At 41.6% G+C, this 24,408-nt stretch carries 20 protein-coding genes and 2 pseudogenes; 15 read left to right on the top strand and 7 right to left on the bottom strand.

The window, feature by feature from the left end:
- Positions 1-130: 130 nt before the first annotated feature.
- From HUK49_RS04270 to HUK49_RS04260, 3 genes are read left to right on the top strand one after another with little or no spacing between them, the layout of a single operon-like run.
- Positions 131-1,087: an aspartate carbamoyltransferase catalytic subunit gene (locus HUK49_RS04270; protein WP_191912785.1), complete on the top strand. Its 957-nt coding sequence runs from the start codon at positions 131-133 to the stop codon at positions 1,085-1,087.
- Positions 1,087-2,382, top strand: coding sequence for a dihydroorotase (locus HUK49_RS04265; protein WP_191912784.1), 1,296 nt, complete (start codon positions 1,087-1,089; stop codon positions 2,380-2,382). Before HUK49_RS04270 ends, HUK49_RS04265 begins: the two co-directional genes overlap by 1 nt.
- Positions 2,382-3,299, top strand: a complete 918-nt coding sequence (locus HUK49_RS04260; protein ID WP_191912783.1) for a dihydroorotate dehydrogenase — start codon at positions 2,382-2,384, stop codon at positions 3,297-3,299. The genes HUK49_RS04265 and HUK49_RS04260 overlap by 1 nt, the downstream gene beginning before the upstream one ends.
- Before the next feature lie 85 nt (positions 3,300-3,384).
- Here HUK49_RS04260 and adhP read toward each other — a convergent pair whose 3' ends face one another.
- The 3 genes from adhP to HUK49_RS04245 form a co-directional block, all read right to left on the bottom strand.
- On the bottom strand, positions 3,385-4,410 hold the full coding sequence (gene adhP / locus HUK49_RS04255; RefSeq protein WP_191912782.1) for an alcohol dehydrogenase AdhP: 1,026 nt from the start codon (positions 4,408-4,410) through the stop codon (positions 3,385-3,387).
- A gap of 286 nt (positions 4,411-4,696) precedes the next feature.
- The gene (locus tag HUK49_RS04250) at positions 4,697-5,410 is read right to left on the bottom strand and encodes an ion transporter (RefSeq protein WP_413230863.1); all 714 of its coding nucleotides are present in this window, start codon (positions 5,408-5,410) and stop codon (positions 4,697-4,699) included.
- Positions 5,411-5,431: 21 nt separating this feature from the next.
- Positions 5,432-6,409 carry a polyprenyl synthetase family protein gene (locus tag HUK49_RS04245; RefSeq protein ID WP_191912781.1) on the bottom strand — a complete coding sequence of 326 codons (978 nt, stop codon included), beginning with the start codon at positions 6,407-6,409 and terminating at the stop codon, positions 5,432-5,434.
- Positions 6,410-6,482: 73 nt separating this feature from the next.
- Here HUK49_RS04245 and HUK49_RS04240 point away from each other — a divergent pair, with 73 nt between their 5' ends.
- Positions 6,483-7,382, top strand: coding sequence for a prenyltransferase (locus HUK49_RS04240; RefSeq protein ID WP_191912800.1), 900 nt, complete (start codon positions 6,483-6,485; stop codon positions 7,380-7,382).
- 534 nt (positions 7,383-7,916) lie between these two features.
- Here HUK49_RS04240 and ubiE read toward each other — a convergent pair.
- From ubiE to HUK49_RS04225, 3 genes and pseudogenes are all read right to left on the bottom strand, one after another.
- Positions 7,917-8,621 (bottom strand): bifunctional demethylmenaquinone methyltransferase/2-methoxy-6-polyprenyl-1,4-benzoquinol methylase UbiE, encoded by a 705-nt coding sequence (gene ubiE / locus HUK49_RS04235; protein WP_191912780.1) that lies wholly within the window; start codon positions 8,619-8,621, stop codon positions 7,917-7,919.
- A gap of 1 nt (position 8,622) precedes the next feature.
- A pseudogene (locus tag HUK49_RS04230) lies at positions 8,623-9,848 on the bottom strand (MFS transporter).
- A 62-nt stretch (positions 9,849-9,910) separates the two neighbouring features.
- On the bottom strand, positions 9,911-11,278 hold the full coding sequence (locus HUK49_RS04225) for an MFS transporter (protein WP_191912779.1): 1,368 nt from the start codon (positions 11,276-11,278) through the stop codon (positions 9,911-9,913).
- A 133-nt stretch (positions 11,279-11,411) separates the two neighbouring features.
- On the opposite strand from HUK49_RS04225, the gene HUK49_RS04220 reads away from it, so the two are divergent.
- The 11 genes from HUK49_RS04220 to HUK49_RS04170 all read left to right on the top strand — a co-directional run bounded on the left by HUK49_RS04220 (position 11,412) and on the right by HUK49_RS04170 (position 23,795).
- Positions 11,412-12,266, top strand: a complete 855-nt coding sequence (locus tag HUK49_RS04220) for a metallophosphoesterase family protein (protein WP_191912778.1) — start codon at positions 11,412-11,414, stop codon at positions 12,264-12,266.
- Positions 12,267-12,533: 267 nt separating this feature from the next.
- Positions 12,534-12,803, top strand: coding sequence for a 30S ribosomal protein S14 (gene rpsN, locus HUK49_RS04215; protein WP_102169229.1), 270 nt, complete (start codon positions 12,534-12,536; stop codon positions 12,801-12,803).
- 526 nt (positions 12,804-13,329) lie between these two features.
- Positions 13,330-13,893 (top strand): alkyl hydroperoxide reductase subunit C, encoded by a 564-nt coding sequence (ahpC, locus tag HUK49_RS04210; protein ID WP_040531529.1) that lies wholly within the window; start codon positions 13,330-13,332, stop codon positions 13,891-13,893.
- A 19-nt stretch (positions 13,894-13,912) separates the two neighbouring features.
- A complete protein-coding gene (locus HUK49_RS04205) occupies positions 13,913-15,577 on the top strand; it encodes an FAD-dependent oxidoreductase (protein WP_191912777.1) in 1,665 nt (554 codons plus the stop codon).
- 143 nt (positions 15,578-15,720) lie between these two features.
- Positions 15,721-16,749, top strand: a complete 1,029-nt coding sequence (locus HUK49_RS04200; RefSeq protein WP_328797256.1) for a sugar transferase — start codon at positions 15,721-15,723, stop codon at positions 16,747-16,749.
- 16 nt (positions 16,750-16,765) lie between these two features.
- Positions 16,766-17,647, top strand: a complete 882-nt coding sequence (locus tag HUK49_RS04195) for a glycosyltransferase family 2 protein (protein ID WP_191912775.1) — start codon at positions 16,766-16,768, stop codon at positions 17,645-17,647.
- A gap of 231 nt (positions 17,648-17,878) precedes the next feature.
- Positions 17,879-19,072 (top strand): accessory Sec system protein translocase subunit SecY2, encoded by a 1,194-nt coding sequence (gene secY2, locus HUK49_RS04190; protein ID WP_191912774.1) that lies wholly within the window; start codon positions 17,879-17,881, stop codon positions 19,070-19,072.
- 2 nt (positions 19,073-19,074) lie between these two features.
- A complete protein-coding gene (asp1, locus tag HUK49_RS04185; protein ID WP_191912773.1) occupies positions 19,075-20,595 on the top strand; it encodes an accessory Sec system protein Asp1 in 1,521 nt (506 codons plus the stop codon).
- Positions 20,596-20,606: 11 nt separating this feature from the next.
- Complete coding sequence (asp2, locus tag HUK49_RS04180) at positions 20,607-22,118, top strand: accessory Sec system protein Asp2 (RefSeq protein ID WP_191912772.1); 1,512 nt, start codon at positions 20,607-20,609, stop codon at positions 22,116-22,118.
- Positions 22,119-22,122: 4 nt separating this feature from the next.
- The gene (asp3, locus tag HUK49_RS04175) at positions 22,123-23,028 is read left to right on the top strand and encodes an accessory Sec system protein Asp3 (protein WP_191912771.1); all 906 of its coding nucleotides are present in this window, start codon (positions 22,123-22,125) and stop codon (positions 23,026-23,028) included.
- The gene (locus HUK49_RS04170; RefSeq protein ID WP_191912770.1) at positions 23,025-23,795 is read left to right on the top strand and encodes a DEAD/DEAH box helicase; all 771 of its coding nucleotides are present in this window, start codon (positions 23,025-23,027) and stop codon (positions 23,793-23,795) included. Before asp3 ends, HUK49_RS04170 begins: the two co-directional genes overlap by 4 nt.
- Before the next feature lie 43 nt (positions 23,796-23,838).
- Here HUK49_RS04170 and istB read toward each other — a convergent pair.
- Positions 23,839-24,330, bottom strand: a pseudogene (gene istB / locus HUK49_RS04165) (IS21-like element helper ATPase IstB); the annotation flags it as partial.
- Positions 24,331-24,408 lie beyond the last annotated feature (78 nt).

Below are 24,408 nucleotides of genomic sequence, written 5' to 3'. Positions count from 1 at the left end.
TGAGGCTAGAAAGACGACTTTTTCAAAGTAAGATTAACTAACTTTAAAAAAATTCGTTAACACCAGGCCTCCATTACGCCTGGTGTTTTTCTTTAGGACAAATTTTTAGATAAAGGAAGTTAATTCAATTATGACTGAATTACCATTAGTTAAGCTCCCCCACTTTGTTACTGTTGAGGATTTATCCTCTGAACAAGTATTATCATTGATTCACCGCGCTGAATTTTACAAAGATGGTGGTGAGACACCAAAGCTGACAGAACCAGTTTATGTTACCAACGCCTTCTTTGAGAACTCAACTCGGACTCACACAAGTTTTGAAGTTGCGGAAAAGCGACTTGGGTTAACTGATATTTTCTTTGATCCACAACACAGTTCAGTCAAAAAGGGTGAAACGATGTATGACACCATGTTAGTAATGGATGCCCTTGGTGTTGACCTGGCAGTTATTCGTCACTCAACTAATGCTTACTACGAACCATTGATTCACCCTCAAGCAGGTTCACATTTGAATATGGGCATTGTGAACGCCGGTGATGGTTCTGGTCAGCACCCTTCTCAAAGTATGCTTGATATGATGACCATTCATGAACATTTTGGTCACTTTGATGGCTTAAAGGTTGGAATCATTGGTGACATTACTAATTCACGGGTTGCAGGAAGTAACATGGAAATCTTGAACCGCCTTGGTGCTTCGGTTTACTTCTCTGGTCCTGATTATTGGTATGACCATGCTTATGACAAGTATGGTAAGTTTATGCCACTCGATGACCTGGTTGGTGAAATGGATGTCTTAATGCTTCTCCGGATTCAACACGAACGGCATGCCGGGGATGCTAACGAAGCAAAATTCTCTGCTGAATCCTACCATGAAAAGTACGGAATTAACGAAGCCCGTTACAACCGGATGAAAAAGAATGCGATTATCATGCACCCAGGTCCGATCAACCACGATGTTGAATTAGCAGGTAGTCTGGTTGAAGCACCTAACTGCAAGTTCTATGAGCAAATGCAAAATGGTGTCTTCATGCGGATGGCAATGTTAGAAGCAGTTCTTCGCGGTCGAAAGTTGGGTGGCTTAGACTAATGAGAATGCTAATTAAGGGTGGCCGCTGTTTTGTTGACGGTCGGCTAGTAGATACGGATGTTCTGATTAAGGATGGTAAGATCCAGGCACTTGGCAAGAATTTAGTTGCTGAAGATAGTGTTAATAAGCTAATTGACGCTAGCGGGAAATTAGTTGCTCCCGGCTTAGTTGATGTTCACGTTCACTTCCGGGATCCAGGACTTACCTATAAGGAAACGGTAGAAACTGGAAGTAAGGCTGCTGCCCATGGTGGTTTTACAACTGTTGGTGCAATGCCAAACGTTGATCCGGTTCCAGATACTTCTGAAAAAATGCAGCAAATGATTAAACATAATCAGCAGACCGGAGTTGTTCACGTGGCTCAATATTCAAGCGTCACGGTTAACCGTCAAGGTGATCAGCCGGTTGATTTTCAAGCAATGAAGGATGCGGGAGCCTTTGCTTTCAGTAATGACGGTAGTGGAATTCAAACTGCCGGAACCATGTATCGAGCAATGGAGGGTGCCGCTAAGGTTGGTTTGCCATTAGCAGCTCACGTTGAAGATAATTCACTTCTCTTTGGTGGCGTAATGACTGCCGGAAAGCGAGCTGAAGAATTAGGCTTACCCGGGGCACCGAGTGTTTCCGAATCGGCCCAGGTAGCGCGTGACCTTGTCCTTGCAAAGGCAACCGGGGTTCATTATCATATCTGCCATGTGTCAACGAAGGAAAGTGTTGAACTTGTTCGTTTGGCAAAGAAAGAGGGGGTTAACGTTACCTGTGAAGTGACACCACACCACCTCTTGCTTGCTGACAAAGACATTCCAGCAAATAACTCATACCTTAAGATGAATCCGCCGTTGCGGCATGAAGAGGATCGCCAAGCTGTTATTGAAGGGTTGCTTGACGGAACAATTGATATGATTGCGACTGATCATGCTCCTCATTCACGAAAGGAAAAACCACAAGATGACATGCGCGGTGCAGCTAACGGGATTACCGGGAGTGAGACCGCATTTGAAATGCTTTACACGAAGTTTGTTCGTCCAGGGATCTTTAGTTTAACCCAGCTATTAAATTGGATGAGTACAATTCCGGCAGAACAATTTGGCTTAGACCAGGCTGGACACCTAGAACCTGGCAAGCCAGCTGATATTACAATTTTTGATCTGAATACAGAGCGGGAAATTACTGAAGACTCCTACCTTTCTAAGGGGGTTAACAATCCATTCACCGGTCAACGAGTTTATGGAACCACTGATTTAACCCTAGTTGATGGAAAGGTTGCTTATTCACGAAATGGGGAGGAAGAATAATGACTGATGTTCGTCTTGCCGTAAAATTGCCTGGCCTAAAAATGAAGAATCCAGTAATGCCAGCGTCCGGGACATTTGGCTTTGGCGATGTCCCTCAAGCACGGAAGTATGATCTTAACCGACTAGGCGCAATCGTAATCAAAACTACGACTCCCCAAGCGCGAACGGGAAATCCCCAACCGCAGATTGCGGTATTGGACGATGGGGTGTTGAATTCAGTCGGCTTAACTAATCCTGGGGTAAAGGTGGTCGCAGAAGAAAAAATTCCTCATCTTAAACACCAATATCCTGACCTTCCTTTAGTAGCAAGTATTGGTGGCGCAAGTGTTGAGGATTATGTAATGGTTACAGAACACTTAGCCGCAACTGGATTAGTTGATGCATTAGAGCTGAATATTTCGTGTCCCAACGTTAAACATGGCGGGATGGCCTTCGGAACTGATCCGCAAGTTGCCGAAAAGTTAACTAAGGCAGTTAAAGCTGTTAGTGGCGATGTCCCGGTTTATGTTAAATTAACTCCTAACGTTAACGATATTGTAGAAATTGCTCAGGCGGTTGAAGCAGGGGGTGCTGATGGTTTAAGTATGATAAATACTTTACTGGGGATGAAGATTAATCTGAAAACCCGGAAGCCGGTTCTGGGAAATGTCATGGGTGGTCTCTCAGGAACCGCAATTAAACCACTAGCTATTCGGATGATTTATCAGGTTTCCCATGCAGTGAACATTCCGATCATCGGTGAAGGAGGAATTTCCTCTGCAGAAGACGTTATTGAATTTTTCTTAGCCGGTGCGTCAGCTGTTCAGGTTGGTTCTGCGCACTTTCACGACGCTTTGGCAATGCCACGCATTATTGAGCAATTACCGCAAGCAATGGCCCGGGTTGGCATTGGCTCACTTGCAGAATTAAAAATGTAAATTGTGGCTCTGAACATGTTTATAGACATAAAATCACCTTTAACTGCTAGAAGTGGTTAAAGGTGATTTTATTATTTATTAATGTTTAATTAGCGCCATTAGTAAAATCAACAACCATTCGACCAACAATTTTACCATTCTTCATTTCGTCAACAATATCATTGATTTCGGATAACTTTCGCGTGTGAACAATTGGGTTAATGGCTCCTTCAGCTGTCAATTCAAAGGCTTCAGCTAAGTCTTGTCGGGTACCAACTAATGAACCGACAATTTCAATCCCATCAAGGACTGTTTTAGTGATTGGAACGTCGATGTTTCCTTTTGGCAGTGAAATTGCAACAACCTTCCCACCGGCACGAACAGAAGCAAGTGCCTGATCGTAACAAATCGCTGCAGTAGCAGTAACAACTGCTGCCTGTGCTCCGCCAATCTTATCTTGAATCTCCTTTGCAGGATCAACCTTGGCAGAGTTAATAACCATATCCGCACCAGCCTCTTTAACGGCTTGGAGCTTTTCATCACTAATATCAACGGCAATTACATGGGCCTTAAAAACATTTTTCGCCCATTGAACGCCCAGATTACCTAACCCCCCAGCACCATAGATTACTAACCATTGACCAGGACGAATTTGACTAGTCTTAATTGCTTTGTAAGTGGTTACTCCAGCACAGGTAACGGAAGTAGCCTTGATAGGATCAAGATTTTCCGGAACTTTAACAGCGTAATTAGCTTTCACAATGCAGTATTCAGCCATTGCCCCATCGACAGTATAACCAGCATTTTCAACGTGACGGCAAAGTGACTCGTTACCAGTAATGCAGTATTCACAGTGTCCACAACCAGAGAAGAACCAGGCAACTGATACCCGATCGCCAATTTTAAGGCTGGTTACATTTGGCCCAACCTTAACAACGCGACCAACTCCTTCATGACCGGTAATTCTACCTGGAACCTTACCAAAATCACCAGCAGCAACGTGTAAATCGGTATGACATAAACCGCAATATTCAATTTTTACTAGGGCCTCACCCGGTTTTAAGTCACGAAGAGTAACATCCTTAACATCAAAGTATCCATCACAATCTTTACGAACAACGGCAGCTTTCATTTTGTTAGCCTCCCAACTTAGTAAAACAGTTAGTTAACAACTATGATCCGAATCACTATGGTCAATGTAACATAGGTTTATTTTGCTTGCAAACGCTTACAAGTAAAGAAACTCTCATTTTATAAACGTAAAATTTTACTAAAAGGGTAATTAGTAAATTGGTAAACTAATGATTAATTTCAGCTCTATGCTAACCGGTTAACATAAAGAATGGTATTGATCTAGATGAATATATGCAAAATTATTCTAAGAAAAAATAATTTAAAAAATGATCAGTTGATGCTGATCATTTAGTAAGGTGATTCAAGTGTTCATTTAACTCTTGCAATTCTTTGCGCAATTCCTGGTTTTCTCTTTCAATCTGGTCTAATTTATCTTGGATTTGGTTATTGTCTTCTTGGGAGAAATAATCGGTAATTGTACTGGTAATAACCCCGATTAACCCAATTCCCACGAGCATTAATAGGACACCAGCAATGCGGCCGATCGTGGTGGTAGGTGAAATATCACCATAACCAACTGTTGAGGCCGTAGTAATTGCCCACCAAAGAGCGGTGGAAAAATGAGTACCTTCAGAGATGCTGTACATCGAAGCAGAAATCAGAAGGACCGCGCAAGTTACATAAAGGTAGTACAGAAGACCATCCTTCTCGATAAACCGATTTAACCGCCCAGTTAATCCAATTAGCCGAACGATTCGTAAGAAAGTGAAAACTCGACTAACCCGATTCCACCGGAAAATCCATGCAAGACCATTAACGGGGATAATTGAAAGCAGATCAAAAATATTATGCTTGAAGAACTTTTTCTTATCCTTTGCAAGGTAAAACCGGGTAAAGTAATCAATTGTAAAAATAACCAGGATTCCATCATTAACTGCCTTGAAAGGTTCATTATTGATATTAAGCTCATGAGCAAAGTCAAATGCGATTAATAGAACCGAAATAACCGCTAATAGGGCCATGGTAAGAAGATATAAAATGTATACTTGACGTTTCAATTTAGCTTAACTTCCTTATTTTTACATTGAGCGGTTCAAGAGTTGGGTGGTTACTTTTTTAAGAAGTTTCTGAGTAGGACTTGTTGGTAATTTATCAATTAATTGTAATGATTTATTAGTAAACTTACCAGCCAGTTCATGGGCTTGCTTAACACCGCCATACTGGTTAACTAATCGTTGAACCGCTTGAGTATCTTCGGCTGTCATGTCCTGCTTTTTTGCCAAGTATGGGTTAAGTTCTTCATAGTGCTCTTTTAAGACTAGGAGAAGTGGCAGGGAATAAACACCAGTAGCGAGGTCTTCAAGAATTGGCTTATTTAATTTTTTATTGGTAGTATAGTCCAACATGTCATCCAGAATTTGGAAGGTAATCCCGATATTTTGCCCGATGTGTTTAGCGAGGTGAACGGTTTTAGCATCGGCACCGCCAAAATATGCTCCTTCTTGAGCAGCCAAACTAAAAAGGGTAGCTGTTTTGCCGTTAATATTCCGATAATACTCAAGAAGTGATTGTTGGCGATAGCGTTGGTTCATTTGCCCCAGCTCACCAGCGAGAATCTTGCGCATTGCTTGAGCGTTCGTTGCCAGATAAGGTGAACTCTCCATGGTTTCAACTAATAAATCGAAAAAGACGGTAAATAGTAAATCACCACTATATACCGCTGTATCCTTGCCGAAAGCTTTTTGAATGCTTGGCGCTCCCCGTCGTTCAGGGGAGTCGTCAATCACATCGTCATGAATCAGGGTTGCCATGTGGAGGATTTCTAATGAGGAGGCAATTTTTATTAACTTAGAACTGTTCCAACTATCCTTACCACCTAATCGAGCAAAAGTTAGGCAGAAAGCAGGGCGGAGATACTTGCCACCCTTTGAAGCCATTTGTTTTAGTGCCGCCTGCAAATCAGTATTATTAACGGTTATTCGCTGATTAATCAGGTGATTGACTTCCTGAAGTGCGTTATTAAGCTGTGGGTCACTACGGAAATAATGTTTGTCCATTGAATGATAATTCCTTTGTATTGGTGTACTATCATATTGTAACAATATTTTTAAATGAATGGGAAGTATGAATGTGTCATTAGATGTCTTTTTAGAGTTAGTTGAGATTAAAGCCAAAACTGCTAGTATCCTCCCGATGCTTCTCGGGGTCTGCATGAGTGTTTATTATTACCACTCATTTAACCTCATTAACTCAATCCTCTTTTTTATTGCGATGATCCTCTTTAATATGGCCGTTGATATGATGGATAATTATAATGATTATAATCATGCGGTTGATACTGAGGATTACAAGAAAAATACTAATATTATTGGCCGGGAAAAGATTTCTCCCAAACTTGTCTTAGCCTTGATTCTTATTTTTAGTATTGTCGCTGCTGGATTGGGAATTTACCTTGTTACCCGGGTTGGGTTGCCGCTGCTTTGGATGGGAATTTTCTGTTTTGCTGTGGGAATTTTATATTCGTCAGGTCCATTCCCGATGAACGGGTTACCGGTCGGTGAATTCTTTTCCGGTTTTACGATGGGCTTTATGATTATGCTGATTTCGGTTTATATTAATAAAACTGGTAACTTTGATTGGAGCTGGACTAACTTAATCAAGATTTGGTTAGTGGCTTTGCCGTGTGAACTGTGGATTTCAAACCTGATGCTTGCTAATAATATTTGTGATGCTCAAGAAGATGAAGATAACCACCGTCATACCATTATCCATTTTATTGGTGTTCAGCAGGGGCTAAATAGTTTTACTACTAAAAATGTTATTGCCTTTTTAGCAATTATTACCGCTGTCATGGCCTGCTTGGCTCCTTGGACGATGTTGCTTACTCTATTGATTATTCCGTTTGTTATCAAACAGACAAAGCTTCTGTATCACGAACAGGTCAAAAAGCGCACCTTCCCCTGTGCTGTTAAAATTCTCCTCGTCGGCTCCCTCGCCCAAGTAATAACATATGGGGTGGGAGTGTTATAGAGTTAGAGTGCGAGCCAGCAAAGAACTTGCGGAAAGTCAGCAATTTCTCCTGACGAAGGCGTTTTGCGCCTAGGAAGGAGGTTGCTGGCTCTAGCAAGTTCCTGGCGAGCAGATCTAGGCTCTGTAGCAGTAGAACGTTATCTTGAGGGAGCTTAGGCTGAGCACGTTTTGACTATGTTGTCTAGAACGTTAGGGCGAGCACATTTCTACTCAGCTGTATTAGAAAGCTGGAGGTTGCTGGCTCTAGCAAGTTCCTGGCAAGCAGATCTTAGCTATGTTGCATCGGAGGTGGCGGTCGTGACGAAGGAGTGAACCAGAAAACTTATTTTTGTCTGTGAACCCTCGCAAGGCTGATTAGACTTCTTGCTATCAACTTGTTGATGAAAGAAGTCAATCAGCTACTGTGCACATCTCTATTCCATTGTCCTAACCCAATAAGCTAGTAAACGAAGAAAAGGACCAGGAAGAAACAAGTTGTTTCTTCCTGGTCCTTAACTATTACCAGTAATTTACTGAGTCTAATTCGTAGTTTGTTCATTCTTTAATTCCAAAATGAATCGCTGCAGCACCAAAATTAAGTGATGAATAGTTGACGGCCTTAAATCCGGCATCAGCCATCATTCTAGCTAATTGATCAGCTGAAACAAATTGCTGGCTTGTTTTTTTGAGGTACTGGTAATCTTTAACGTGGCCACCAGCAAGTTTGGCCAAGTAAGGGAATGCTTTAAAGTAAGCTTCCCAACCAACCTTAATCAGTGAATTGGTCGGCTGTGACATCTCCAGGACTCCTAATTGTCCACCAGGCTTTAATACCCGATAAATTTCGCTTAATGCTTTATCTGCATCTGGAACGTTCCGTAAGCCAAAGCCAATCGTAACAATATCAAATGACTCATCTTCTAATGGGAGGGCCATTGCATTTCCATTAATCAGGATGAGATTCGGGATTGCCTTGGCTTTTTTCTCAGCAATTTTTAACATTGCAGCATTAAAGTCAACACCGGTAACGCGTCCTTGGGGTAGCCGGTTAGCCAGTGCAATTGCTAAATCTCCGGTTCCACAACATACATCAAGAGCCTTAATTCCCGGTTTGAATTCTAAACCAGCTAAAAGCTTTTTTCGCCAGAGTTTTTGTGTCGCAAGACTAATAATATTGTTAAGCTTGTCATAATTGGGAGCAACTCTGGTAAACATTTCGTTAACTTCAGATTCGTTTTTGAGGTGATTTGTTTTTGTCATACTAATAACCTTTCTTGTTAGTAGCTGGTTTCTTTGGTTGTACTAGTACAATCAAGATAAAATTAATTAATAGTGTTAGTCCGGTAATCGCGAAGACCATCGGGTATGAGGATAGTCCAGAGATGATCGAGCCCAGAAGTGAACCAAAAACAGCTCCACCAGCTTGGAATGACTGGTTAATGCTGAAGACCCGACCAAAGGCTTCCGTTGGCACATTCAGTGTTAAGACGGTCTGGGCAGCAGGCATTAATGCTGCATTGGCTAAACCAAGAAGAAAGCGCCAAAAAGCTAGTGACCATGGTGAATGGGTAAAAGTCATTGGGATGAACAGGATAAAGGCAGTAATTAGTCCGATTCGTAGGACCTTTTCTGGGCCGATTTCGTCCATCGTGTGACCAACTTTTGAGGCAGCAATGAGGGTCCCTAATCCCGGAGTTGCGGCAACAATCCCAGCAACAAAGGCAATGTTGCCATGGTTATGCATTAATTGACGGACGTACAAACTAATAATTGGGCTAATTGACATTGACGATGCCATAACGATAAGCGTCGTTAGGAAAGTAACGAAAATTAGCTTGCGGTTAGGAATTTCAGCCATAACTTCCCTAATTGGTCGCATCTTTTCTTTCTTAATCGGTTTGAAATGTCGTTCCTTAACTAGGAATGTCGTGCTTAGAAAGACACAGAACATCAAAAAACCAGTAATGAAGAAGGGGACCCGGTAGCCGAATGCTCCTGAAAGAACTCCACCAAGTAGCGGTCCAACAAGGTTTCCGGCAATCCCGGCGGTTGAGATTGCTGACATTGCCCAACCAGACTTGCTGTGAGGAGTTTCACCAGCAATGAGGGCCGCCGCGTTATTAATGTATCCAGAGAAAGCACCCTGTAAAAATCGCATTCCAATAATCATCCACGCTGACTGTGAAAGTCCAGTGATAAAGATTGTACAGGCCATTACCCCAGAGGCCCGCATACACATTAATTTCCGCCCTTTTTGGTCGGCTAAACTCCCCCCCAAAGTGGTGAAACAATTGCCTGACTAACAAAGGTGGCACCGAATGCTAATCCTGAGTAGAAATTTAATTGAAATTTTGAAAAGTTACCAAGTTCATTGATAAATAGTGAAACGAATGGCATTGTCATTGAGAATCCCATCCCGGTTATAAAACAGCCAATCCACAATGAATAGAATGTTTTGCGCCACAGGGGAGATAGCTCAGAATCCATATAAATATTTACTCCTTTTTAATTGTAGTAATTACGAGTATAGCAAGTTCCCGGGAAAGAAGCTAATTTTGTTCAGCTTTCTTGATTCGTAAATAACGGTAGAAACTAAGGATCATGAGAACAACCATGATGACGGTTGCCCACATTCCATAGCGGATCCCGGTTACTAATGAAGCTGGTGTGTTGGCAATAACCACACAGAGAGTAACTGAGACAGCCCCGAAAACTTGTCGAAGAGTGTTGTTTAGCGCTGTACCGTGACTATTCTCCTCCTGGTTCAAGTTAGAAAATGCTTCCGAAAGTGCCGGGCTAAAGACAAAGGCATTCCCAATCATTCGGAGCATGTAGGTTAGGGTAAGGAGAGTGATGGACGAATGGCGGTTAACGAGAACCAGTGGAATCGAAGCAAGCAGCATAATAACTGCTCCGATCGTAATCAGCCATTTTGGGCCATACTGATCATAGAGTCGACCAACAATTGACGCGGTAATGGCATTGGCAATTGCTCCAGGAAGCAGAATTAATCCAGAGAGGAAACTGCCCATTCCAATAATCTTTTCTGTATAAATTGGGATTAACTGTTCAGTCCCTAAAAGAACCATAAAAGTAAATACACCGACAATCGTCATCCAGCGAAAGGATGGGTAAGTAAAAATTTGAACTTTCAGCATTGGATTCTTTAAGTGAAGCTGTCGTTTGACAAAACCTCCAATGACAATGAAACCGCTAATTAACATTACCAGACCGCACCAAAAATTGATTTGGAAAACGGTTAAACTTCCTAAGGCTAATCCAGAACCAATTAATGAGATGATCACGGAAATGTAGTCGATCTTGATTGGTCGTGGGGTGGAGAAGTTAGGCAATTTCAAATAGCCAATAATAAAGGCCAGAATCATTAGTGGCAGGACAAGGATGAATAACCAGCGCCATGAAAGAAACTCAAGGATCAATCCAGAAATCGTTGGACCAAGGGCTGGGGCGGCAGAAATAACAAGGCTTGAAAGACCAAGAATTGATCCGCGCTTTTCAATTGGATAAATTGAAATCATTGTCGTCATTTGAAAGGTCATTAGCATCCCACTGGCACAGGCCTGGATCAACCGTGCAATTAAAAGGCTTGCAAAATTACTGGCAAAACAGCCTACTAATGTCCCGATAAGGAAAGTTCCAATAATTCCAATAAAGACATGTCGATTAGTAAACTTTTCGTACATGTTTGATGAGAGCGGGGTCACAATCCCAATAATCAGGGTGTAGCCAGTTGTTAACCATTGGACTGCATTTAATGAAACGTGAAGATCCTCCTGAATAACGGGGAGGGCTGTTACCATCATTGTCTGACTTGCTAAACTAATAAAACATGAGCCGAGCAATACGATTGTAATAATTTTTCGGATCTGTGGGCTTACTTCGCCATTTTGATTCACACTATTACTCCTTTACTTTTTAAGATTACTAAAATAGTTTACCATGAGGTGTCAAATCAATTGCTGCTTCTTTAACGAATTCTTTGGTACAATTATCGGTGAAGTGTAAATTTTAGGAGAAGGAGCGGACTCAATGAAAACGAGGATTGCAGTTTTTTCAGACGTTCACGGAAACCTAAGTGCAATGCGTGCAATGTACCGTGATAGTCGTCAACAACACGTTGATCAATATTGGTTTGTGGGCGACCTGTTAATGCCAGGGCCGAGTGTTAGTGAAATCTGGCGGTTACTTAAGATCATTAATCCAAGTGTAATCGTTCGGGGAAACTGGGACGATCTGGTAGTTAATGGCGTTCGGGGGAAAATTGATGTTAATTACCCATCTCATATTTACTTTGCTCGGTTAGCCCAGTATGTTGGTCAAAGCGCTCCACGAGGGATGGTTGATGAGATAGCAAATTGGCCTCTTCATATTACCAAGAAGGTTGGTCCCCTGAATTTCGGTATTTCCCATAATCTACCGTGGTTAAATATGGGTCAGGATCTTTTTCCAACCCAATCAACTAAGAATTTTGATCAGGTGTTTACCCCAGCTAATCCGCCAATTGATGTTGCGATCTATGCCCATGTCCACCATGAGATTATGCGGTATGCAAGTGACGAACGAATTGTCATGAATCCTGGGGCTGTTGGTGAGCCATTTAATGGTTGGGATAAACTGCATCGCGATATGCGGGCTCATTACTTGGTAATTGAGGTTGATGATCTCGGAATGGCATCCGTCAATTTCCGTCATGTTGGTTATGACCGAAAGGCAGAACAGGTAATTGCTGATCAGTCTGCCGTTCCCTATGTTGAACTGTACGATCTGATGATGCATACCGGAAGGGCGTATACTCATGATCCCGAAAAATTAACTCGGCTGAATCAAAAGTACGGTTATGCTGCTCAGTATTTAGATTACTGTAAACGTCTTGGTCAAAATTAGTCAGACTTTTTTCTTGTAAGTCTTACAAAAAGTTAGTATAATAATATTTAATGAATTGTTCGCAAATGTTGATTAATGACGCGGGTTCTCATTATCGCTATAAGCTGATGAGAGCACGTTATGCTGTTACAGTCGCTTGAAAATATTAGCCTAAACTAATCGGAAAATTCAATACGGGCCTTAACCATTAGTTTGTTAATATTTCGTTCGTTTTGTTATTAATAGCTTATCCACAAATAATATGAATACAAAGGAGATCTTTAATTTATGGCAAAAAAGTCAAAGATTGCTAAGTTGAAGCACCAAGAAGCATTAGTAAAGAAGTATGCTGAAAAGCGGAAGCAATTAAAGGCACAGGGAGACTACATCGCTTTGTCCAAGTTACCACGTAATTCAAGTGCTGTTCGTCTGCACAATCGTGACCGTTATGATGGTCGTCCTCATGCTTATATGCGTAAATTCGGCATGTCCCGGCTAACTTTCCGTGAACTTGCCCACAAAGGCCAAATCCCTGGTGTTAAGAAGGCTAGTTGGTAGTAGAAATAGAGTGCGAGCCACGACGAATTAGCCACCGAGTACTAAGGAAGTTCTTACAATCAAGCCTGGACTATTTAGACGGAGGTGGCTGTCGTGGCGAGCATATTTCGACTCAGTTGCAGTAGGACATGTTAGCTCTCACTGCGCACATTTCAATTCAGCTGCCGAGAACATAATACTATTATCCAACTAAATCATTGTTAACATGATCACGATCATGTGCTATACTATTGTCTGTAATAGTTAAGTAAATAAGAATTTAATTTAGATAGAGAGTATGATATAACCTCTTGAATCAGCAAATTTGTTGGTTTAAGAGGTTTGTCTATATTAAGGAGTCATTATAAACAACCTAAGATTAGTTCAGAACGATTGTTTTTCGTTCTGAACTAATCTTAGGTTGTTTATTTTTTAGTTTAAAATATTTTATTTAAAATAATTCTAATTTAGACTTGATCTTAAATTTAAATTAGTTATACTAAAGATGTAGTTAAGAATGATTCTAAATTAAGGAGAGATTATTATGATGAATTTTATTGGCCACGAAATTGATGATTTTAAGGTAAACGCATACCAAGATGGTAAGACTAAGGAAGTTACTAAGAATGATGTTTTGGGCAAGTGGAGCATCTTCTTCTTCTACCCAGCTGACTTCTCATTTGTTTGCCCAACAGAACTTGAAGCTCTCCAAGATAAATATGATGACTTTAAGAAGGCTGATGCTGATATTTACTCAGTTTCAGAAGATACTGAATTTGTCCACAAGGCATGGGCTGAAGCATCAGAAAAGATTGGCAAGATCAAGTACAACATGTTAGCTGATCCTGCTGGTAAGCTTGCCCGGATGTTTGATGTTTTGGACGAAGACGCTGGTCAAGCTTACCGTGGTGTCTTCATCGTTGATCCTGATGGTAAGATCCAATCTTACACAATTAACAACATGGGAATTGGTCGTAGCGCTGATGAAATTCTGCGGACACTTCAAGCTGCTCAATTTGTTCGTGAACATGGTGATCGTGTCTGCCCTGCAAATTGGAAGCCAGGCCAAGACTCAATTAAGCCAAGCCTTGACCTTGTTGGTAAGCTTTAATTTATAGGAGGAAACACCGATGAGTGAGCATATCTATGATTTGATCATCGTTGGTGCCGGCCCAGCCGGATTGACGGCTGGCCTTTATGCTGGTCGGGCAACTCTTGATACGCTAATTCTTGAGGGGAATAGTGTTGGCGGTCAAGTAACGACGACATCCGTTGTTTATAACTATCCCGGGGTAGCAGAGGTTGACGGCACTGAATTGATGAATAAAATGCAAAAGCAGGTTGCGGATTTCGGTGTTGAAATCAAACATGCTGAAGTTGCCAAGTACGATAATTTAACCGCTGACGTTAAAACCGTAACTGATGCTAATGGTCAGCAGTATCAGGCCCGGAGCATTATCATTTCTGGTGGGGCTAACCCAAGAAAGGTTGGCTTCCCTGGTGAAGAAAAGTTCCGTGGCCGAGGTGTTGCCTACTGTTCAACTTGTGATGGTGAGCTTTTCACTGGTCTGCAGATTTTCGTCGTTGGTGGTGGCTATGCCGCTGCGGAAGAAGCTGACTACCTAAGTCGTTACGGGAAACACGTTACCGTTTTAGTTCGGGGTGATCACTTTACCTGTCCGCCATTGATCGCATCTCGGGCATTGGATAATCCAAAGGTTAGCGTTAAGTATAATACTGAGGTAGAAAGTGTTTCTGGTGATGATTACTTAACCGAAGCCACTCTGGTTAATAATAAGACCGGTGAAAAGACAGTTTACCACCTTAATGATGGTGACCAAACCTTTGGTGTCTTTATCTATATTGGGACTCAACCAGCAACAAAGAACCTTGAAGGAGTCATTAATCTTAATCAGCAAGGTTATATTATTACTGATAGTCAACGACAGACAAACATTCCGGGCGTCTTTGCGGCTGGTGATATTATTGAAAAGTCGCTTCGACAAATAGTAACGGCTACTGCTGACGGCGCTGAAGCTGCTACAGCTGCCGAAAAGTATATTGCTGATCAAAAACAGCGGCTTGGGATTCCAATTCATGCAGAAATTAAACAGCCAACCAAGACAGTCGGTCAAACCTCTTCTCTTGATAATCAAGAGGAAGTTACTCCGCACACTGGTAATTGGTTATCTGCAGATATTGATCAACAATTGAAGCCAATCTTTGCCAGCTTGACAAGGACCGTTACTTTACAAGTCTTAGCTAACGGGACACCATTAAGCGACCAGTTGCTTGGCTTTGTAACGGAATTTGCCAGCTTGGATGAGGAACATATGAAGATTGAGAAGCAAGCTGCCCCGCAAGATGTTAAGTATCTGCCACAATTACGGTTGCTTGATGCTAATGGTAATGATACTGGACTTCACTATGCAGGAATTCCGACAGGTCATGAATTAAACTCTCTCGTTTTAGGCATCTATAATGTTGCGGGACCTGGACAAACGATTTCACCGGAAATGGTTGAACGGATTAAAGCACTTCCTGAAGCAACCATTAAGATTGGTGTTTCACTAACCTGTCATTTCTGTCCTGATGTTGTCGCTGCATGTCAACGAATGGCTGCATTAAATCCAAAGATTACGGCAACGATGATTGACCTACAACACTTCCCAGAATTACGGAAAGCTAAGAACATCATGAGTGTCCCTGCAACAATGATTAACGATGAACCTGTCATTTTTGGTAGCCAGACGATGGATCAGCTTGTTACAGCTGTTGAGAACACTCGTGCTTAAATTTCTCAGAATAGTCATTTCGTTTTATATTAGATAATGATTGAACATATATCAGAACAAAGCTCCACGCATTTAGGCTTAAAATGCTGGAGCTTTTTTTATAAAAAAGATTAAGTCTGCTATAATTGGTTTTAGAAAGAAGGATGGATAATTTGAGAGTACACATTACCAACACGCACCATATGATTGGGGTGGCCAGACTGGCCCAGAATATGGTAACGGACATTGCGACAAGAGAACTTGGCTTTCGTGAACTTGGTGTTTTTCAGTATCAGGACAAAAATGAGAGCAAGAGTTCACTAATTTCTCGCTTTGATGGGATGTTAGCGGGAGTCGAAATGGGTGATGTGATCATTTTTCAATCGCCATCCTGGAATTCAGTTGAATGGGATACGGCATTTCTTGAACGAACCCTGATTTATGATGGGTTAAAGCGGATTATTTTTATCCATGATGTGATTCCATTAATGTGGAAGAGTAATCGATACTTGTTGGATAAGTGGATTAGGTATTACAACATGGCTGATGTGATCATTGCCCCATCTCAATCCATGGTTGATCTTTTACGTCAGCATGGCTTAACTGTTAAAAAAGTTGTTATCCAAAAGATGTGGGACCATATAGTTGACAGCGAGCTAGGGAAGGAAAAGCCTCACTATGCTCCAATCATTAACTTTGCTGGCGACCCAACTAATCCAAATAAATTTGGCTTTGGTGGAACCTGGTTTAATCCAGACGTTAAGCTCCGGGTCTTTACATCACCAAAAGATTGGGGAGTCGGTCGTAATATTGAGTTTGTTGGCAGTATGCCCGATATCGCTTTATTAAATGATATTCGCCAGACAGGGGGCTTTGGTCTAATTTGGTCTGGGGATCCTTACTGGCTTGAATATATGAAGCATAATTGCTCATTTAAGCTATCAACCTATTTAGCTGCTGGACTACCAGTCATTATCAATAGCGGAACCCCTGCTCGTGACGTTATTGAGGAAAAAAACTTGGGAATTATTGCTGATTCGCTTCCCGAAGCAATCGAACGAGTTCAAACAATGGCGACCGCGGAGTACGATCAAATGGTTAACTCAATTGATGACTTTGCAAAGCTGATTCGTGGAGGCTACTTTGTAAAACGAGCATTGACTGAAGCGGTTTTTAAGGCTTTTTATGATTAGTAATGCTGGGTAAATAATGATGAAAGAAGATCAAATATCAGTTATTGTTTCAGTCTATAACACCGAACAGTATTTAGCTCAATGTATTCAAAGTATATTGAAACAAACGTATCAGAACCTTGAACTAATTTTGGTCGATGATGGGTCAACGGATCGCTCACTTGCAATTTGCACTCATTATCAGGAATTGGATTCACGAGTTCGGGTATTCCATCAGTCAAATCAAGGTGTTAGCAAGGCGCGGAATTATGGAATGGATATTGCTGCGGGAAATTTCATTACTTTTGTGGACAGCGATGATTATGTAATGCCTAATTATTTAGAGGAGTTATTTGAGGCCTTGAAATCAACTGGGAGCCAGATCGCAATAAGTGACTTTCAGTATTATAAGGGGAATGGTCATCTACTTGTTCACATGCCAGAACATAAGGTTAGTCAGCATACCTTCACCCCACGGGAATGGTTTGATTTTGCTTATGCTAACAGGGATGATTTCTTTCAATTAATTTATACTGTTCTTTGGGGAAAACTTTTTCAACGAGAAGTTCTTAAACAAATTTTTTGCCCAGAAGATACCCAAATTGATGATGAATTTACAACTTGGAAAACGTACCTTCAGGCTAGCAAAATTGTTTACTTAGATGACGAGGATTATATTTATCGTCTTAATCAAGAGGGACTCTCGCATCGCAAAAACCAAGAAGACATTCGACCATTGCGGAGCCTGGAGGAGGAGATTACTTTTCTTCACATTTTAGGCTACGATCCGCGGATCCTAGAGAAAATTTATATCAAACGGTTAAAGAGATGCCGAAAAGCATACTTGAATGCCGGAATGTACCATGAGTACCAAGATGTTGATTTTAAATTAAGAATGATCGCAAAAAATAAGCCGTGACATTATTAGCTTTAAATAGTAAAGAGGTTGGAGTCAATCCCTGACCTCTTTTAGTTTGTCATGAATTTTGTTTATATGGTAATAAGTGTTTTATTTATGATCTATTTGCATTAAAATTAAGATGTTAGCAAGATTTAGTGGTCAAATTTTAATTATTTGTTGGGGAAAGTTCGTTAAGAGCAAAACCACTATTTCTGTATTTCTAGAAATATATTTGAAAGCGTGTGAAAAATGCGAAAAACATCTCAGTTGTCTAATTTGCGTCGTCGGGTTGCGGTGACGTTGCTTACATTACTGGTTTACATGCTCGGATCGTCAATTCCAGTTCCGTTTGCACGGTTTACCAAGTCGTTTCATCATTTGTTAAACAATACGCCGTTGAGCGTTGTTAGCTTCATGAGTGGGGCTAACTTCCAGAAGCTATCGTTGTTCATGATCGGACTAAACCCGCTGATGATTGCAATGCTGATTATGCAACTTTTAATGATGATGAAGCTTTTTAGTCTGGATTCTTTATCAATGCGCCAGATGATGGTGGTTCAACAGTTTGTGACCTTAATCTTAACGTTGATTCAGGCCATTACCCTGGTTATTGGTCTTCACCTAACTTCAGATATCCTGCAAGCGATTGCCGTAATAATTATTTTAACGGCTGGTAGCTTGTTCGTTGTCTGGATGGGGTACATGAACATGGAATTTGGTATTGGCGGGACGATCACGATCGTTCTTTTTAACATGGTTACGATGTCGCTGCCAAACCTTAAAAAGGCCGTTCAGGGAATTACTACTTTAGGTCACCCAGCATTCTGGATCGTTGCCTTAATTCTTGTCGGAATTCTCGCAATTATTTTCTGGAATGCCTTTGGTCATGCCTATTACCCGGTTAAGACGATTAATACATCAATGCCAAGTAGCGCCAAACCGATTATTGTGCCAATTGGACTCAACTCGGGAGCGATGATGACGTACATGATTGGGATGGCTTTGCTGATGTTCCCAACAATGATCGGGAGTCTTCTCGGTAGAGATTCAATCTTTGCCAATGTATACTTTGATGCCATTATTAGTGGATTATTAGCATTTGGGTTATTCTACTTTTTTGCATTTATGCAATTTAACCCGAAGGAACAGGCAAAGCAGCTGCGGAACAGCAACAATTACGTTCTCGGAATCCGACCAGGGAAGCCAACTCAAGAATACTTGAAACAAAAGTTATTACGGGTCTCATTCTGGGGAGCGCTTCTGAACGCCATTCAATTGACACTAGGATTGCTTGGCAACCAGCTATTGGGGAAATTTGCTGGCTTTGCTGTTATTCCAATGAACATTGTTATGTTGGTTATGTTTATGACTGGGATTAAGGATCAATTATTGACATTGCTGTTCCCAAGTCGTTACGAGAAGTTAATGAAGAAAGAGGGATAAACTTGGATTACTTGGTACCAGCTTGGCATGAATTAATGGAAGACTGGGCGACAACTGTCCCGAAGATTGCTTTTGATGATGCAACGAGTCACATGCAATTGTTACAAAATACCCAGAATAAAGCAGGACTAGTAATAACTGATTACCAGCCCCAGCTAATGACAAAACTAAACGAAATGGCGTTAGCACCTTCAAAGATTTTTTCTGTGTTTGATTATTTACAGGGGGTTAATCACTTTGCCAGTCGAATTATTGATGTGAATGATCTTAACTGGCCGGATGATATTAGCTTTAACTACACGGCCTTTCGGGTATATGCGATCCGTAAAGATAAGCTTTACGCTAAGGTAACATTTGATAATCAAGGGAAAATCCTTACCGTTGAGTACTACGATCAACATGGAAGGATCAACCGCATCCTTGATTTTGACAGTCGCGGTTTTATTTCTCGTGAAAGGCAACTAGATAATCGACGTCCAGTTCTCCACACCTATTATGATGAGCAGGGACATTGGCGCTTCAAACATCACTTGCAAAGCAATGAAGTAGAAATCAATGCTGATTTGCCACGCTTTACTAAGCAACTTCAATATTCACGGTTGACAGATTTGGTTTCCGAGATCGTGGAGACTCAATTCCTTGCCCATCTTCATAAAGAAGATAACTTAATCGTAACGATGGACGATCATTCCTTGGTTAAAAATGAAACCTTTGCTAAATTGCGGCCGGTTTATTCAGTCAGTGGCTGGCATCCCTTCCAAAAAACGCTCCAAGTATTACGTGGGGAGGCTAATCAAGGGGTCCTTGTCGATTCAGAAGAAACGTCTGCAATGTTAAAAAAATCATACGTGGTTGCCATCCAGACGGGGGTAATTCCTCTATTTCCGTCCCAGTTCAAATTGGGACACAGTCAGCGGATTAGTCAGCAACGGATCGGTGTCTTCGTGGAAGATGTTGATCCCAACATGCTGCGGCCGATTATCGAACTAGTTTACCAACGACTCCTCAAGAATCCTAAGGGAGAGGCTTTATACATGTTTGCCTATACTAGCGAAAAAGAGCAGTTGGCAAACCAGATGATTGAAGAACTTAAGGCTGCCCACCCAGGAGAATTTAAGTTAAAGCCAGAAAAACCAATGCTAAAACGATCCCTTCCTGATGAAGATGATCAAACACCTGAACTAGAAATTCGGGTTCATCGCTGGACAAACAATAATGATGTGATGAGTGCCTTGGATAAGATTCGCCTCGTTATTGACTGGGGAGAACATCCGGATAGTTTCCTTCAAATGGCAACAATCAATGTTGGAATTCCGCAAATTCGTCAAGTTGGAACAGCTGCTATTGTTGATCGGAAAAATGGCTTTGTTTGTGAGAATATGCTTCAGCTGCCAGTAGCTTTAAGTTACTACATGGATAGCTTGAAGAATTGGAATATGGCGCTAACGTATGATGTTCAAATGCTTAACCAGTATTCAGAAGAGAATATGCTGAAGGTTTGGCAACGAGTTACTGCAAAGTGAGGTGAGAGTTAATGAATGTCCTTCAACTAGGGCCAAGCGATTGGTCAGTAAATTACGCGATTCCGAAAGATGTTAAGTGGGAATATAATGCTTATCCGCGACCGATAAAAGAGGAAAAGCCACACCGCTATACGGTTGTTATTATTACTGGAGCAACCCAGTTGAGTGATGAAGATTGGGCAAAGCTGCAGTGGTTATCTGATCCTTACACTGTCCTTTATGTTCCGGAAGCTAAGGAACAAATTAGTCTTGCGGGGCAAACATATCTCCGTCTCCAACTAGCCAAGCCAATTAATGAGGAGCCGCAAGCACTAATTAATACCTTGCCTAGTAAGTATTACTTTGGTCAATCGGGGATGCGGATTTCACCACAAAGCCTGATGCTTAATGATCGGTATGTTCAAGAAATGCAGTTCCATGATGAGGGTCACCTGATTCTGAATGTTGATACAAAGGAGGAGTGGCGTTCGTTAGGTAATTATCGGCCATCTCTTTACGTTGACCCAAATCGAGTAATTAAGTTTTGGCTTGAACACCAAAATACTGATGACTTACATCTTCGGTTGCGGGCATTTTACAGTTCGCTAGGTGGAGATGGTGATCCCGCTAAGTCATTTATTCTTGATATGGATACTTCAGATGAACAAGATTTGCCGCTTGAGCCGCTTGAAGTTGGTCGGTTAACCAATGTTCAGTTAGAGGCTCGTGGTCAAGGGGTACTGATTCTTGGTAACCTGCACCTTCGTTGGTCACGACGAGGTGTTGGTCATTATATTGTTGGTGGAGATCGGCTAGTTGATCCACAAACAAGAGAAGAGGTTGGCGTTTACTTTAATCCTGGCGATCTAAAGCCACCGCTAAATGTTTACTTTTCTGGTGCCCGTGAATTGGAAGGGTTTGAAGCTTACCCGCTATTCAGAAGTGTCCATGCCCCATCCCTCCTGTTTACGGATCCCCGGCTTGAAGTTGGTCAGTTCTACACCGGCGCTAAAATTTCAGAGTTAATCAAAGAAAAGATCATGACCCACTTGAAAGAGCTGGGATTCACCAAGGATCAGTTAGTAATGAATGGGATTTCAATGGGAACTTATCCGGCACTAAAGTATGGTGCGGAATTGTCAGCTCATGCAATCATTGTTTCTAAGCCAATTACTAACCTGGGTTACGTCGCGTTACGTGGTCGTCTTCACCGTCCAGATGAATTTGATACGATTTTTGATATTGATTCACAATTAACGAAGAAATTAAGCATTGCCGATCTAAATATGATTGACCAAACATTCTGGGAAGACTTTACTGAATGTGACCTGACGAATACGAAGTTATTTATCGCTTACATGAAAGATGATGACTACGATAATTTGGCATATCATGATCTATCAAACAATCGTGCGGTAAAGAAAGCGCGGCAGTTTATTTATAAGGGTTTCCCTGGACGACACAATGACGATCCAGAAGTTGTTAGCTGGTTTGTCAGTCGACTAAAGGAACTAATGCAAAACGATTTTGGCAGGAAGGGCTAATAAGATGCAGAATTATATTAACCAAGTATATTGGGGACCATCGTGGAATACCTACTATAACGGGTCCAAAGTAACGATTTCCGCCAAAAAGGAAGTGGACTTTAATAATCCGTTAATGGTCCCCGGGAAGGATATTATTAAGTGGGGCTCCGTCTATAATTTTCAGGCGAATAAGATTGTTCCCCAATTACCATTGTTACGAATTAACCAGCGCTACCGAATTTCAATTAAGGCGTCGTCCGAGCCAGCACAGGGTTTCTTTACCCGAATCGTCTTCTTTAATGGACAGGGGGATGAAATTAGTCGGCTTGAATTTCATAACCTTGAAAAGGCATTTACGTTTCCAGAGGGGGCCGTTCATTACGAAGTTAGTCTCGTAAATACGGGGTGTACTAGCCTACAATTTAAACGGCTTGAAATTTGTCCGGCTAAGCTTCCCCGTAGTGTTCACAATGATTTATGGTTCCACAAGCCAGTTAATTCAGATTCTGATCAGCCGGTTAATATTGTCGTAATGCATGATCCAAAGCGGGTGAAGAAAACCTGGGAAACGGTTAGCAAGATGCTCAATGGCTTGCCTTTACAGATCATCAGTATTGGGTGGCAGTATGATGGTGACCTGGCTGACGCAATTGTTCATTGGATTGAACAGAAAAACCAGCTTTATGCACACTTAATTAGTACATCTGCTGACCTAGATAAGGTCTTACGGAAGGTTCACCAGGCTAGTCCCAAGACACAGCTGCTACTGACGGAAGAAAGTCAGGATGACAAATTGCATATTGACTATGAAATTTACGCCAGTCGTGATATTCCCGAGTGGAGTACGGCTAACTTAGTTGATCCGGACTGGATTATTACAATTACTCACGCAATCAATGGATTATGGGGAGGGGTGAAAGTTAAATGATTCTTGATGCTTTTGAACGTCACCAAATTAAGCGCCAACTGCGGAAAGTCAATAAATGGGCTCCCAAGATGCGCAAGATGAGTGATGAGGAATTAAAGTCACAAACTAAGATTCTCCAAAAGCAATTGGCTGACGGTAAAACTGTTGACCAAATTCTTCCTCGTGCTTTTGCAGCTATGCGTGAGGCCGATTTACGGGTGCTAAAGATGTTCCCGTATGATGCTCAGGTAATGGGGGCAATTGTCCTTAATCAGGGGTACATCGCTGAAATGAAAACCGGTGAAGGGAAAAACGTTAACCGCGACCCTTGCGCTATACCTGAATGCGCTGAGTGGCAAGGGGGCGCAATCCTAGTTACACCGAACGCTTACTTGGCGCAACGTGATGAAGAACAGTTGGCGCCCGTTTATGAATGGATGGGACTAACAGTAAGTACCGGGTTCCCGAAGGATGATCCTGAGCGAAAGGTTCGCCCAGAAGAAAAGCGGCAATGGTATAACTCAGATATTCTCTATACGACCGCTAGTAACCTGGCCTTTGACTACTTATTCAATAACTTAGCAGCCAATAAGGATGGTCAATACTTACGGCCGTACCATTACGTTATTATTGATGAAGTGGATGATGTCCTGCTGGATCAAGCTACTTCACCATTCGTTGTTGCAAGTGCCCCGATGCTTCAGTCTAACCTTTACCGGCTGTGTGATGACTTTGTGCGGACATTGGTTCCTAAACGAGACTTTACCGGTTGTCAAGGGCGGTTTTAAATTGTCATTTTATGGCGGTTTAAAAATGTATGATTTGGGCGGTTTAAGAATTGAACGATGCTAAACGATATGACTTTCCCTTGATCTTAATCACATGTGAATGATAGACAAGACGGTCTAAGATAGCTTCTGCCGTCGCCGTGCTATTGAGAACGGTTCCCCAACTTGATAATGGTACATTGGTCGTTATGATCGTTGATTTACGTTCATAGCGGCCATTTATTAGTTGAAATAATAGTTTGGCTTCATTCGCCGATACTGGTAGATAGCCTAACTCATCAATGATCAATAGATCATACCTTTCATATCGACGCATTACGCGCTCTAAATGTTGCTTTTCTTGAGCTGCCTCTAATCTAAGAATTAATTCATGACAATTTATAAATAATGTGCGTACGCCTTGTCGGCATGCTTCAATGCCGAGTCCAATGGATAGGTGGGTTTTGCCTACACCAGGACTGCCAATAAAGATAATGTTCTCTTGGTTATCCAAAAATGACATAGTCGCAAACTCGGCGATTTGTTGTTGGTTAATTGGTGATTTTATGAAAACGATTTCCTAAAATGTATTGACAGCGATTACAATTAGCTATATTATGCTTGGTGTATCGAT

Source organism: Limosilactobacillus portuensis, from assembly GCF_014838735.1.
In the GTDB taxonomy this organism is placed as follows: Bacteria; Bacillota; Bacilli; order Lactobacillales; family Lactobacillaceae; genus Limosilactobacillus; species Limosilactobacillus portuensis.
The sequence above is the reverse complement of the archived record's forward strand: the minus strand, read 5'-3'. Positions and strand labels throughout refer to the sequence as shown.